Here is a 13,876-nt window from a genome sequence, read left to right on the forward strand (position 1 = left end):
ACGCGCGTAAATACGCGCGTGAAAACGCCGAGGCACTGCCAAATCCAACCCGTTGCGCAACGGCCTTGATCTTCCCGCCGCTGGCCAGCGCGCGATGGCCGAGCAACAAACGCCACGTCGTGAGATACGCAGCGGGCGTCGTTCCGATGGTCTGGCGGAACGACGCCATAAATTGGCTGCGTGACATACCCGAAACCGAAGCGAGCTCTTCGACACGCCAAGGCCGGTCGGGCGCGTCGTGCATCGCCACCAGCGCCCGGTGAAGCGCCGGGTGCGAGAGCCCGGCAAGCAATCCAGGCGTCGTCGCACCGCCGTCTATGACTTCTCGCAAGATCATCAACAACATGACCTCGCACAGGCGCCCGATGGCAGCGCTTTGCCCACAGCGTTGGCTCGACGCTTCTTCGACGAACGCATGGGTGATCGCGTACAACGTCGGCAGTTCGTTCAAATCGACGCTGACTCTTTCCGGCAATGCCGTGATCAGCGGATTCAACGGCCCGCCAAAGCTGACCGAAGCGCCAACGAGCGCGTTGGCCTCGGCTACTGGGCTTTTCATAGCGCCCGTGTAGAGAACGAGTCGTTCCGGCGCCCGTCGCGCATCGCCAAGGACCAGGATGCTTGCGTCCGCCATCGGTACGGGGCATTCCGATACTTGGATCGACAAATCGAAGGTGCGGAAAAAGGCCGACAGCCGATCCACCTTTCTCGCGGACGTCGGATTTTCGATCATGCCTTTCGGATTTTTCATGACTCGAAGTATGGGAGAGTAGGCCCATCGCGTCAACGGGCGCGAACTGTTCGTCACCAAAGGAGATCCCGCATGCTTACGCCCCGTCAACCGGCCCCCGATCTTGTGGTCGATACCTTGGACCATGGTTCGTTCGATCTCGCCTCGGAAACGCCCGAGCGGCTGACGCTGATCTGCTTTTATCGAGGGCTACACTGCCCGATCTGCGCGATGTCTCTGAAGGAGCTGGAACGGCTGACGCCGGAGTTCGCTTCACGGGGGGTGTCGACCATCGCCGTCAGTTCCGATAGCGAACCTCGCGCGCGCGAAATGCAGCAAAAAATCGCCGCGGCCAATTTGCGTATCGGTTACGGGCTTTCATTGTCCGACGCTCGCAAGTGGGGGCTCTACATCTCGGCGTCTCGCGGCAAGACATCCATCGGGATTGTCGAGCCCGAGCTTTTCTCCGAGCCGGGTTTGTTTCTGATTCGTCCTGACAGGACGGTCTACTATCTCTCCGTGCAATCGATGCCGTTCGTGCGACCGAATTTCAAGGAGCTGGTGCAGGCGCTTGATTTCATGATCGAGCATGATTATCCGGCGCGCGGCGAGTACACCGGCACGGTGTGAGCCGTGCGGTCGGACCTATCATGCGTTGCGTCCGGAAAGCTTAATCCGGTACGGTAAGGAGTAGAATCCGGTCCGAAACAGGAACGGGTTCCCCCGAACGCTGCACTACGCTGGAATAGGCAACCGTGCCGATGGGGGTTTCCGCAACGGCCCCCCTCTTCCCGATGCTGCTTTTCGAATGACGACCAAACAAAGACTTGTCACCGCGCTGCTCGGCGCGCTTGCCTGGATCATCATTGATCAACTGACAAAGGTTTTATTCAAGCAGATATTGACGCCCAGCCACGTGATGTCGCTTTTCGCTGGGTGTCTTCTGCTGCTCCCCGTATACAACCACGGCGCATTCCTCAGCCTCGGGGCCGGAATGTCTGAGGCGACGCGCGACATCATTTTCACCTATGGTGTGTTGGCTATTCTGATGGGCCTGGCAGGATGGTTGGCGCGTTCGTCGCGCCTTGGCCGCGTAGACGTCATCGCGATAGCTTGTATTCTGGGCGGAGGATTCAGCAATCTGCTCGATCGGTACGTCTATGATGGGCGGGTTTTCGATTTCTTGAACGTCGGCATCGGCCAATTGCGAACTGGCGTGTTCAACGTCGCCGACATAGGAATTACGCTCGGCGTAGCGCTACTCTTGCTCGGCTCTATGGGGCGCCGGTCTTAAGCTGTCCGATCGGCAAGCGCCTGCTTTCGCGGTCAGCGGGATGACGCGCCGGCGCTCGATGGATCAGCACCGGCACCGACTTTGAGGTGGGCGTATTACACACGTCTCCGACGCTGTCCAGCGGCACGAGCGGATTCGTCTCCGGGTAGTACGCGCCAATGCACCCGCGCGGAATGTCGTATTCGACGAGCAGAAAGCCGTGAGCGCGGCGCTCGACGCCGTCGTGCCACACTGTCTCGAGATCAACGCGCTCTCCGGCTGCAAAGCCGAGCATGCGGATGTCGTCAGGGTGAATGAACAACGGGCGCCGCTCGTTATAGACGCCGCGATAGCGATCGCTCAGCGCGTAGATCGTCGTGTTGTACTGATCGTGCGAGCGTGTCGTCATCAGTGTCATCAGCCGCTTGCCGTGCCGAGCGCGGGCCCGCTGAATCGGCGTATCGGAAGGCAGCGCGTGAGCGATGAACGTTGCCTTCCCGGATGGCGTCAGCCACGCTCGCTCGCGCGCCGCGACCCGCAAATGAAACCCGCGCGGATTCGCGACCCGTTCGTTGTAGTCGTCAAAACCTGCGATGGACGCAGCGATCGCATCACGGATGCGCGCATAGTCGGCACCGAAACCGAGCCAATCGATGTTGCCGCCGCGATCGTTGAACAACGCATGCCCCATGCGCGCGACGATCGCCGGTTCCGACAGCAGATTCGGCGACGCGGGCGCATTCATCCCGTATGACATGTGCACCATACTCATCGAATCCTCGACAGTCACACCTTGCGCGACGCCGTTTTGCAGATCGATTTCCGTGCGGCCGAGCGTAGGCAGGATCAGCGCCTCCCGGCCGTGGATCAAATGGCTCCGATTGAGCTTCGTCGTGATATGGACCGTCAGCGCACAGCGGCGCAGGCCCTCCCACGTGCGCGGCGTGTCCGGTGTCGCCATGGCGAAGTTGCCGCCGAGCCCGATGAACACCCGGATGTGATCCTCGAGCATCGCTTCGATTGTCTCGACGACATCGTACCCATGCCGGCGCGGCGGCTCAAAATCGAATACCCGGCCGAGGCGATCGAGAAACGCGGGCGTCGGCTTTTCCTCGATGCCCATCGTGCGATTCCCCTGCACGTTCGAATGGCCGCGCACCGGACAGAGCCCCGCCCCCTCCTTGCCGATATTGCCGCGCATCATCATCAGGTTCGAGAGAAGCTGCACGGTCGCCACCGAATGCTTGTGCTGAGTAAGGCCCATGCCCCAGGTCACGATCACGCGCTCGCTGCGCGCATAGAGCTGCGCGAGATCGTCGATCTGCTCGTACGGCACGCCGCTTTCCGCGACGAGTGCCGCCCAGCTTTCCGCGCGCAGATCGGCCGCGAAGGCGTCGAAGCCGCTCGTATGTTCGTCGATGAACGCGACATCGAGCACGCGTGTGGCGCGCGTTACGCGTGCATCGTCGTCGAGTTCGAGCAGGCGCTTCGCCATGCCCTTGATCAACGCGAAGTCGCCGCCGACCGTCGGCTGCACGAAGCGCCCTGCGATGCGCGTGCTCGACATCGTCAGCATTTCCCGCGGGCTTTGCGGATCGGCGAAGCGCTCCAGCCCGCGCTCCTTCAGCGGATTGATCGACACGATCGCAGCGCCGCGCTTCGCGCATTCGCGCAGTTCGCCGAGCATGCGCGGATGGTTCGTCGCCGGATTCTGGCCGAATACAAAAATCGCGTCCGCGTGCTCGAAATCGTCGAGCGTGACGGTGCCCTTGCCGACACCGACCGTCGCCGGCAGCCCTCGACTCGTCGCCTCGTGACACATGTTCGAGCAGTCGGGGAAATTGTTCGTGCCGTATAGCCGCACCAGCAACTGATAGAGGAATGCGGCCTCGTTGCTGGCGCGGCCCGAGGTATAGAACGCGGCCTGGTTCGGATCCGGCAACGCCTTGAGATGCCGGGCAATCAAGGCAAAGGCATCGTCCCAAGCGATGGGCAAATAGCGATCGGTCTCGGCGTTGTAGATCATCGGATCGGTCAAGCGCCCGTGCTGCTCAAGCTCGTAATCCGATTGCTCGAGCAGTGCCGTGACTGTATTCGCCGCAAAGAATGCCGGCGTCGCGCGCTTGCCCGTGGCTTCAGCCGCGACCGCTTTTACACCGTTCTCGCAGAACTCGAAGGTCGACGCGTGCTTGCGGTCCGGCCACGCGCAGCCGGGACAATCGAAGCCGTTCGGCTGGTTCTGCCGTAGCAGCGCCCGATAGTGCGCGCCCGGCACGCGTTCCTTGATCAGGTTGATCGTGACGGCCTTCAGCGCCCCCCATCCGGCGGCAGGATGCGTGTAGGGCTCGATCTTGGCGACAGGTGTGGCTTTCTTCGACACGGCGGGCGTCCTTTGTTCGTCGAAAGGGTATTTCTGGAGCTGCCCACAGCGTACGTCTTGCGTAGCCATCCATGTACGTACACCTGCCCACCGGAAAAAAGAGTACAGTTTTGCCGAATGTTGCGGCGCATCGAAAAGCTGTACTTTTAAGGCAGAAAATGAAGCGTTACGAAAAGCTGGCCGAAGACTTGACGACACAGATCGAACGCGGCGTGTATCGGCCCGGCGAGCGGATACCGTCTGTGCGGCAGGCGAGCAGCCAGCATCGGCTAAGCATCACTACCGTGCTCCGGGCGTATGTGATCCTCGAAAGCCGCGGCCTGATCGAGAGCCGGCCGCACTCGGGCTATTTCGTCAAGGCGCGCACCCTGCCCTCGGCGACGGCCGAACTGCATGTCTCGGCGCCGCTCGGAACATCGGCGGCTGTCGACGTCAGCGAGCTCGTGCTCTCGACGCTGCGCTCGATCGCCCGCGACGACACCATGCCGCTCGGCTCGCCCTACCCGGACGCCGCACAGTTTCCGGTGCAGCGCCTCGCGCGGCACGCGCAGTCGATTTCGCGCCGACGCACACGCTGGGGCGTGATCGACGATTTGCCGCCGGGCAATCCCGAGCTGATCCGGCAAATCGCGCGGCGGTATCAAGAGCGCGGAATCGGCGTCGATCCGGGCGAGATCGTCGTGACGATCGGTGCGACTGAAGCGATCAACCTGTGCCTGCAAGCCGTGGCACGACCTGGCGACACGATCGCCGTGGAATCGCCGACCTTCTATGCGATGCTGCATGCGATCGAACGGATGGGCATGCGGGCGATCGAAATCGCGACGCATCCTAAGCTCGGGATCGATCTCGACGCGCTCGCCAGTGCGCTCGAGCGCGAGCGCATAGCTGCTTGCATGGTCATGCCGAACTTCCAGAACCCACTCGGCTTTCAGATGCCGGACGAACGCAAGGCCGCGCTCGTCGAACTGCTCGCGCGTCGTGAGGTCCCGGTGATCGAGAACGACGTCTATCACGAGCTGTATTACGGCGAGGCGCGGCCGAGCGCATTGAAGACATTCGATCGCCAGGGGCTGGTGCTGCACTGCGCATCGTTTTCGAAGAGCCTGTCGCCCGGTTATCGAATAGGCTGGGCGATGCCGGGACGATTTCGCGATCGTGTCGAAAAGCTCAAGTTCTTGAATACGCTCGCGACTCCGGCGATCGAGCAGCTTGCAATCGCCGAATACCTGAAGCACGACGGGTACGACCATCATCTGCGGCGGATCCGCAAGCAATATGCGCAGCAGGCGAATTTAACGAGCGCGATGGTCAGGCGGTTCTTTCCCGAGGGCACGCGGCTATCGCAGCCCCAGGGGGGATACGTGCTGTGGGTAGAGCTTCCCGGCGGCATCGACGCCATGCGGCTTTACCACGCGGCATTGGCCCAGCACATTACGGTCGGGCCGGGGCACATGTTCTCCACCACGGGGGCTTATCGGCATTTCATTCGACTCAACTACAGCTACCCGTGGTCGGAGGCGATCGAGCAGGCATTGCGCACGCTCGGGCGGCTGGTTCATGAGATGCAGCCTGGCGCCAGAAGCGGCAGCTGAGGTTCATGAGCCGCTACGCCGTCAATACCCGCTCCGTTCCCTTCAGGGCTGCCGCATGGTCTTCGATCAGGCCATAGACGGTTTCCCCTGCCACGGTCTCCCATTCCAGCAACCGGTCCGCAATCGCACGGAGCACCGGTTCGTTCGCGCGAAGCAGCGAGTAGCACTCGTCGTTCAATTCCTTCAGCAGGGTATTCGAGTGCTGGATCGCATTCTTCAGTTGCAAACCGGCATATTGCTGCGGGAGCGCCGCGAGGCTGAACAGATTGCCGTCGACGTTGAATCCGAACTTTGAAACCATGTCGAGGCTGATCCGCGATGCCTCCTGCAGATCCTGCGCCGCACCGCTCGACGCCTCCGAGAGAACGAGCAATTCCGCGTTACGTCCGCCGAGCAGCACCTGGATCTCGTTGCGCATTTCCGTCTCGCGGTACAGGTGCTTGTCCTGGCGCTTGGTCACCAGTGCCACGCCAAGTGCGCCGCCTCTCGGCATGATCGTAATCTCCTCGAGCACGCCCGTGCCGAGCAAGGCAGCCACGAGGCCATGGCCCGCTTCGTGCACCGCGATACGCGTACGCTCGTCGTCCGCCAGCGCGCGTTCAGCGCCGTTCACGTCGCCGATGCGCGCGATCTTGATCGCCTCGATGAAATGCGTCGAGCTCACTGTGTCGTCACCGCATTTACGCGCAATCAGGCCCGCCTGATTGACGATCGTCGACAGCGCCGCGGGCGACAAGCCCGTCGTCAGCCGCGCGAGCTGCTCGAAATCGAGATCATCCGCCTTCGACTTCAGCTTGGTAGCGTAAAAGCGCAGGATATGTACGCGATCGTGGAGATCGGGCAGGCGAACCTGCACCGTGCGATCGAAACGGCCCGGCCGGCGCATCGCTTCGTCGAGATTGTCGGGGTGGTTCGTCGCCGCGACCACGATCACGCCCGCGTTCGATTCGAAGCCGTCCATCTCCGCAAGCAACTGATTGATGATGCGATTGCTCTCTGCTTCGACGGGACCCGCGCCGGCATCGGTGCGCTTGCCGAGACCATCGGCTTCGTCGATGAAGATGACGGTCGGCGCATTCTTGCGGGCGAGCTCGAACAGGTGCTTGACTTTCTGGATACCCACACCGTAGTACTTCGCGCTGAAGTAGCTTCCGGTGATGGCGATGAAGTTCGCCCCGCATTCGCCGGCAAGCGCCTTTGCAAGGCGCGTCTTGCCGACACCCGGCCCCCCCGTCATCAGCACGCCGCCGGGCGCGCGCACCCCCATGCCGGTGAACTGCATCGGATCGGTCAGCCAGGCCTTGACGTCGGCCAGGGCGGCCTTGGCTTCGCCGGCGCCAATCACGTCGTCAAAGCTCAATTCGGGCGATTGCTGAAGCAGGCGCGCCCCACCGTTCATCTCGCGGCGCATGAACCATAGAAGACCGGCCATCATGAGAACCGGCAACAGAAGGGACAGTGCGTCGCGTGTCCTGTCGATGACTTCGGACCAGCGCACCGCGCCGATATCGACGTCGACATCGGGCAGCGAAACCAGTTGAAACGACGCGTCGCTCGCCGCTTTCATGATCGTGGGCATCAAGGCGCTCGCGAAGGCGGCGTCCTGGTCCGCAACGAAGTACTTCCGGCCGTCCGTCGTCGAAACGAGAATCGCGTTCCGGCCTGCGCCGATCGCAACGACATGGTGCCGGTCGATATCGCGCAAAACCGTCGACGCCTCTTTTTCGTCGCGCGTCCACGCCGACGAATCGTGTCGCATCTCCTTCGCCATCCCCGTCAAGGAAGGAGGGGCTTGACTGTAGCGATCGTGCTGTTGCCAGTGGAACCACATCAGCGCTGCCGCCAGCGACGCCGCAATCGTGCCGAACGTCACGTATCTGCCGATTCGCGACCACCATGAATTTCTTGCCGGTTTCATTACAACGACTTCCAGAACTTCGAGACCTTTGGAACACCATTAAGGTCTGATAAATAAACGGAGGAAAATGAATTGCTGCGACCCCGATTATGTGCGCGGCGTCCAACGGCATTATGCCAGCGCTCCACGGGTTCCGAAACGACCAAATGGATGAGGGAACACGGCTTGCTGGTTAACAAGTACGCCCGATCGCATGGGACGGAACGGAGGAAGCACTATGCTGTACTACGCTCTGATATTTTTTATTATCGCCATCGTTGCCGCAGTATTCGGCTTTGGCGGAATCGCCGCCGGCGCGGCAAGCATTGCCAAACTCTTATTCTTCATTTTCCTCGTCATCTTCGTCGTCATGCTGGTCATGGGATTGATCAGACGCTGAGACCCGAGAGTGCGAGCAAAGCCGCGTCGCGATGCGACGCGGTTTGTGCTCGCAGTTTCGCAAATATTGCCGAGTGAACAACCCGCCTCTGAGGCGACCATTGATGGGAGCGTTTGGTTCGTACGCCCCCAAAGCGCGACTTGATCGCCGGGGGCACGCTCACCCGCGAAAGATCGACAATCCCAACCACCCTCGCCTCACGGGCCCGCATGACCTCCATCTCGACACGCGGTAGCCGCTAGAATTGCGCTTTTAGCCCGGAATACGCGAATGTCTTTTGCCTCGCTTGGCCTGATCGCCCCCTTGCTGCGTAACGTGCAGGACCTCAATTACCAGACGCCTACACCGGTGCAGGCCAAGGCGATTCCTATCGTGCTCAGCGGCAAGGACGTCATGGCGGCAGCGCAGACGGGTACGGGCAAAACGGCGGGCTTCGCGCTACCGCTGTTGCAACGGCTGGTGCAACACGGCCCCGCCGTGTCCAGCAACCGCGCGCGCGTTCTGGTGCTGGTGCCAACGCGTGAACTGGCTGAACAAGTGCTGCAAAGCTTTATCGCTTACGGCAAGGGCCTCGACTTACGGTTCCTGGCCGCCTACGGCGGTGTGAGCATCAATCCGCAGATGATGAAGTTGCGCAAAGGCGTGGATGTACTCGTTGCCACGCCGGGCCGTTTGCTCGATCTGAATCGCCAGAATGCCGTTCAGTTCGATCAAGTCCAAACCCTGGTGCTGGATGAAGCCGACCGCATGCTGGATCTGGGCTTTGCGCGCGAACTCAACGCCGTCTTTGCTGCTTTGCCCGCTCAGCGCCAGACGCTGCTGTTCTCTGCCACGTTCACCGACGATATCCGCGCCATGGCGGCGAGCGTTTTGCGCAGCCCGGTCAATATCAGCGTCAGCCCGCCCAATGCCACGGCCAGCAAGATCAAACAGTGGGTCGTGCCGGTGGATAAAAGGAACAAGCCTGAGCTCTTCATGCACCTTGTGGCCGAGAACAGGTGGCAACACGCGCTGGTGTTCGTCAAAACCCGTAACGGCGTGGATTACCTGGCGGCCAGGCTGGATGAAGCGGGCTATGCGGTCGACACCATTCACGGCGACAAACCGCAGCCCGCGCGCCTTCGTGCACTGGAGCGCTTCAAGGCGCGCGAAGTACAGATGCTGGTCGCCACCGATGTGGCTGCACGCGGGCTGGATATCGATGACCTGCCGCTCGTGATCAACGTTGATCTGCCGATCGTGGCGCAAGACTATGTGCACCGTATTGGCCGCACCGGCCGCGCGGGCGCCAGCGGTGTGGCGCTGTCCCTTGTGTGCGCCGATGAAGCGCCGCAGCTGGCCGCGATTGAAGCGTTGATCCGGCAAACGCTGCCGCGCGAAGAAGAGCCGGGTTTTGAAGCCGAACACCGCGTGCCGGAAACCAGCGCGACAGGCCAGATCATCAAGAAACCCAAGAAGCCGAAGAAGCCCAAAGTGCCGCAAGCTGCGCCAGGCACCCTGGTGCTCGGCAAAAAACCGCGTCCGCCAAGTAGCGAAAATCAACGCAAGCCTGAGGGGCGGCGCGGTACGGCAGCGGGTAAAGGCGCAAGCTTGTCCACCGGTAGCCCGTTCAGCACGCAAAAGCCGCGCGGCAAACCGGCGAGCAAGGCAACCGCGGGTTCACGTAAGCCGGCTGGAAAGCCCGCTGGTGCGCGCAAGCAGGCGGTCAAATAAAACTGGATTCTCTCCGCGGCGCGGGGAGAATTCGGGGTTCGCGCGTCAAGGTTTCGCTGTCACCGACATTCCGTACGATAAGCGGCTTCGCCTAGCGGATTGGCGTGGCGAGATCGACAAACCCCACCACACTCGCCTCACACGCCCGCACGATGCCCGGATCGTGACTCGAAAAAAAGACAACGCGATCTTTGGCCAAGGTCTTGAACAGATCGATAAGCACGGCGCGGCCGGCGGCATCAAGTCCGTTGCCCGGCTCATCCGCGATCACGACAGCAGGATCCCCGAGGGTGGTCGCCGTCAAAAATATCTTCTTGCGAGTCCCTAACGACATCTGCTCGAAGCACTTGTCAAGATGCGGAGCGAGCCCGAAGCGCTCGGCAAGATCAAGCGTGATGGCGCTTACCTCCGTTTTCTTAGTCGATGCCACCAGCTCAAGAAACGCCCGTCCAGTCATGAACGGATACGCCATGCAATCGTCCGGCACGTACGCCAACGCGGATTTCGCCTCTAGCGGCGCTCTACGCAGTGAATGTCCGCCAAGCCATACCTCCCCTTCGTCGGCGTCAATTGCGCCCGCGAGCACGCCAAGCAAAGTGGACTTCCCACTACCGTTCTCGTCACATAGCGCTATACATCCCGGACCGGAAACGTGTTGCAGCCCTTCAAAAATAACGCGCCCGTCATAGCGCTTTGCGAGGTTTTCGAATCGAAGCATGTGCAGTTCGTCAGACAAAAAATTTCCAGGCGGTGGCCACCCACATCGCAGCAAACATCACGGCGAGTACGACGGATTGTCGGACCACATAGCGCTGCGGCAGATACAGCAATGCAATGAGCGGCGCCCCGGCCAGTAGCAGTCCCATCGCTGCCCACCCGGACAGAACACCGTGAACCACTAGCATCAGCGGTGCGATGGAAGCGAACGGCAGCGCCAACGTGGCGACAGTCAACATGTCGGCACGCACCTGCGCCATCGATCCAATGGGGAGCGACAACATAAAATGTGCGGCGCTCGCATGCGCGGCACGCAAATCGCGGTACGTCGCAGCGGCAATGAGTGCGATCGCAGCCTGTGACACCAGCGCCAGAGGGACACCACGCGCATCGAAGCCCCAGAGCCTGAGCAGGACGCATGTGGATGTCACTACGGCGCCCATCGTCAAATATCGACCAAAAGCCGCTGCCGCACGATCCCGGACGATACCCATTTGCAGTCGGGTCAGAGGCGAGAGCCTGAACCCGATATTCGCTCGCATCGAATCGATCAGGCGACGCGTGAACGCCCCAAGCCATAAAGACCGTCGCGAAGCAGAGACGGCGGCCGGCGTATGCGCAATCGCAAACGCGGCAAGCGCGAGCGGCACGAGCAACAACACCGGCCGTATCGTCTCCCCAGCCTGCGAGCCACCGACGAGCACGAGATTGGCCACGATCAGTGGAATCGCCTTCCGGATGCCGCGCGGCAGCACGGCCAATTGCCATCCGAGCGTGATCAATGTGAGGTCGACGAGGAACAAATAGTTGCCGGCCTTTTGCGGCAGAAAGGCCAATGCGATCGTTGCGGCTAGCACGGGCAGCAACAGCGGCGTACTCGCAATGAGCACGACCGCAATATCGACGATGCGGCGACGGCCTTTAGCAATAGGCAACGATTCGAGGAAGGCGCCGAACGCCCCGCCGCTGATAGCCGTACGTTGCGCCAACACCCACAGCACGCCGATGGCTTCGAGCATGTGCACCCACGCCAACTGCCACGCCATCCCGTGCGAGGGCGCTACGGCTTCGAGCACCGGTGCACCTAGAATCTGTGCCTGCGCGAATACGGGCATCGCCGGCAACAATAGCAGGACTGACAACAACAGCGCCTGCCAATATCGGCGCAGCAGACGAGACGTCTCCAGCACATACCACCGCAGTCGGCAAGACAACATGTTTTTTCAACCCTACCAAGTCAAATCGCGAAGCCGTGCGATAAACGGGCCCGCTATCCTGCCATGTTGGTCATCGCGTCACAACCGCAGTAATCGTTTCCGGTGACAGGCGGGATAGTTTAAGCCATTCGACACGGGGCCCGAATCGTTGGACAATCCCGAACCCACGTTTTCGATCAGGTATTCACGCCGATGTTGCCTCCCTACGCTGCTGCTACACGCTTGACCACAAAACTTGCGCAAGCGTTTTTCATGGCGGTAAGCCTGTTCGTATCAAGCCTCTCACACGCGCAACAAATTGGTGTCGTGAACAATGGAGTCTATTACTCAGTCAATCCTCGGTTGCCGAACGGCACGCTCGTTCAGGTTCTGACCGATGACGACAACAGCGTCATCCGCTGTTGTGGCGAGATTACCGGACAGGCCAAAGACACCGGCCAGCAAACTCAAGTCTTGGATAGCCTTCGGGACCGGAACATAACGGCCTATACATTGGCGTTGTCGGGATCGCTTTCAAAGGAAACATCGGGCTTCGGTATCGCCGGACATGTCCGTATGTTGCGGCAGGGGCAGCACCCCCAAGCCACCTTGGACGACGGCTTGCAAGTCAACCTCTCAGTGTGCACGTCGGCAGAAGGCGTGCACTATCTTGGCCGTCGGGTTGGCGACAACAAATTATTGGTTCATCTTTATCAATACTTCGATCGCGATTTAGAGCCGACATGCAAGGATGCGGAGCTCAAATGAGAGACCATTAGTGGCCACCGATACGCGAACGCATCCGCCGGTCATGGCAAACGTAGCGCCGGGCGTCATCGAAAAGTGGGAGTGCCCCTCAACTACGCGACATCCCCAACGTCAGCGCACCGGCGCCAATCAGCGCAAAGCCGCCGCCGTAGCCAAGACGGCGCTGCGCCACGCCCCCCGTCAGGTGCTTCGACGCAAAACGCGCGATATGCGCATAGCTCGCGGCATTCAGCGCAGCGAGAACGACAAACGTCGGCAACAGAATCGCGCACTGCTCGACGTACACGCCATGCGGAGAAATGAACTGCGGCACGAACGCAACGAAGAACACGATGCTCCTCGGATTGAGCGCCGTCACCGTGCAGGCCGACAAAAAACGACGCTTCGCGGACTTCCCCTGTCCCGCGAGCTTCACGGCGCCTTGCTTTCTAGCATGGGTGATCGAGCGCAGGCCGAGATAGATCAGGTACGCACCGCCACATAGCTTCAGCACGGTAAATGCGGTGGCGGACATCGCGAGAAGCGCGCCCGCACCTGCCAGGGATACCGCCATCGCGATCGTATCGCCGGCCGCCACGCCCGCGATCGTGCTCCATGAGGAGCGGCCGCGGTTAGCAAGCGAATCGCCGATCACAAGCAGAATCGTTGGGCCGGGGATCAGCAACAGGACGATGCTGGCGCCGGCGAATGCCAGCCAAGTGGTCAGGCTCACGGGTTACCTCCTTTTGCTCGTTCGCCCTAGTAATCCACGGCTGCACGCGGATGTCAAACGGATTGAAGATTGAGTGCATTGGCGCGCGAGGGGACTACGAATACTCGCGACAGCATCGGAGAATGATGCGAACTCGATCCTTACGAGGTGCTAACACTCCATCCCCACGGAAGTCTTAAGCCTTTTTTAAGCCTCGCTGCCTAAATTTCAGGCGCACTGGTTTGCATCGACGGACGTTTGGACATCGGCCACCCGTCCCGCCGTCACCGCCGCATCCCAGTGCGGGTGCCGCTGCCGCTCAGCACGACGGCAGCCGTTCTTTCCTTCACGACGATGAGGTCCCGCCATGTCTCATCCACTGATTGCATCGCTCGGCGTCGCCTGCCTGGCCGCCGCCCTTCCGCTCGCTGCCTATGCGGCCGAAGACACCGCGCTGCCTGCGCAGAACCCGCTGCTGTCGCGCAACATGACGCAGGACGGTTTCAATATGCTGCG

Annotated in this window: 12 protein-coding genes; 6 read left to right on the top strand and 6 right to left on the bottom strand. The window is 61.1% G+C overall.

The genetic code is table 11. The features are described from left to right. Positions 1–751, bottom strand: a 751-nt coding sequence (locus ACTHL0_RS19675) for a helix-turn-helix domain-containing protein (RefSeq protein ID WP_440568547.1), incomplete at its 3' end; no start/stop codon positions are given. A gap of 72 nt (positions 752–823) precedes the next feature. Here ACTHL0_RS19675 and ACTHL0_RS19680 point away from each other — a divergent pair. Together ACTHL0_RS19680 and lspA are read left to right on the top strand one after the other, a co-directional pair. Continuing rightward, positions 824–1,360 (top strand): peroxiredoxin-like family protein, encoded by a 537-nt coding sequence (locus ACTHL0_RS19680; protein ID WP_440568548.1) that lies wholly within the window; start codon positions 824–826, stop codon positions 1,358–1,360. A gap of 178 nt (positions 1,361–1,538) precedes the next feature. Further along, positions 1,539–2,024, top strand: a complete 486-nt coding sequence (gene lspA, locus ACTHL0_RS19685) for a signal peptidase II (RefSeq protein ID WP_440568549.1) — start codon at positions 1,539–1,541, stop codon at positions 2,022–2,024. Here the strand turns inward: lspA and ACTHL0_RS19690 are convergent. Then, entirely contained in the window at positions 2,005–4,383 is a 2,379-nt protein-coding gene (locus tag ACTHL0_RS19690; protein WP_440568550.1) for an FdhF/YdeP family oxidoreductase, read from the bottom strand. The genes lspA and ACTHL0_RS19690 overlap by 20 nt on opposite strands. A 158-nt stretch (positions 4,384–4,541) precedes the next feature. Between ACTHL0_RS19690 and ACTHL0_RS19695 the strand changes: the two genes are divergently transcribed. After that, positions 4,542–5,978, top strand: coding sequence for a PLP-dependent aminotransferase family protein (locus ACTHL0_RS19695; RefSeq protein WP_440568552.1), 1,437 nt, complete (start codon positions 4,542–4,544; stop codon positions 5,976–5,978). 13 nt (positions 5,979–5,991) lie between these two features. On the opposite strand, the gene ACTHL0_RS19700 is transcribed toward ACTHL0_RS19695, so the two are convergent. Continuing rightward, positions 5,992–7,896, bottom strand: a complete 1,905-nt coding sequence (locus tag ACTHL0_RS19700; protein WP_440568553.1) for an AAA family ATPase — start codon at positions 7,894–7,896, stop codon at positions 5,992–5,994. 217 nt (positions 7,897–8,113) lie between these two features. Here ACTHL0_RS19700 and ACTHL0_RS19705 point away from each other — a divergent pair, with 217 nt between their 5' ends. Continuing rightward, entirely contained in the window at positions 8,114–8,275 is a 162-nt protein-coding gene (locus ACTHL0_RS19705; protein WP_440568554.1) for a DUF1328 domain-containing protein, read from the top strand. Between the two features lie 270 nt (positions 8,276–8,545). Next, on the top strand, positions 8,546–9,988 hold the full coding sequence (locus ACTHL0_RS19710; RefSeq protein WP_440568555.1) for a DEAD/DEAH box helicase: 1,443 nt from the start codon (positions 8,546–8,548) through the stop codon (positions 9,986–9,988). Positions 9,989–10,079: 91 nt separating this feature from the next. Here ACTHL0_RS19710 and ACTHL0_RS19715 read toward each other — a convergent pair whose 3' ends face one another. Further along, positions 10,080–10,706 (bottom strand): ABC transporter ATP-binding protein, encoded by a 627-nt coding sequence (locus ACTHL0_RS19715; RefSeq protein ID WP_440568560.1) that lies wholly within the window; start codon positions 10,704–10,706, stop codon positions 10,080–10,082. Between the two features lie 10 nt (positions 10,707–10,716). Further along, a complete protein-coding gene (locus ACTHL0_RS19720) occupies positions 10,717–11,922 on the bottom strand; it encodes a DUF6136 family protein (RefSeq protein ID WP_440568556.1) in 1,206 nt (401 codons plus the stop codon). Between the two features lie 192 nt (positions 11,923–12,114). Here ACTHL0_RS19720 and ACTHL0_RS19725 point away from each other — a divergent pair, with 192 nt between their 5' ends. After that, positions 12,115–12,669 (top strand): hypothetical protein, encoded by a 555-nt coding sequence (locus tag ACTHL0_RS19725; RefSeq protein ID WP_440568557.1) that lies wholly within the window; start codon positions 12,115–12,117, stop codon positions 12,667–12,669. Between the two features lie 88 nt (positions 12,670–12,757). Here ACTHL0_RS19725 and ACTHL0_RS19730 read toward each other — a convergent pair whose 3' ends face one another. Next, complete coding sequence (locus ACTHL0_RS19730; protein WP_440568559.1) at positions 12,758–13,381, bottom strand: LysE family translocator; 624 nt, start codon at positions 13,379–13,381, stop codon at positions 12,758–12,760. Positions 13,382–13,876: the final 495 nt, after the last annotated feature.

The organism is Trinickia sp. (genome assembly GCF_051961175.1).
Classification (GTDB): domain Bacteria; phylum Pseudomonadota; class Gammaproteobacteria; order Burkholderiales; family Burkholderiaceae; genus Trinickia.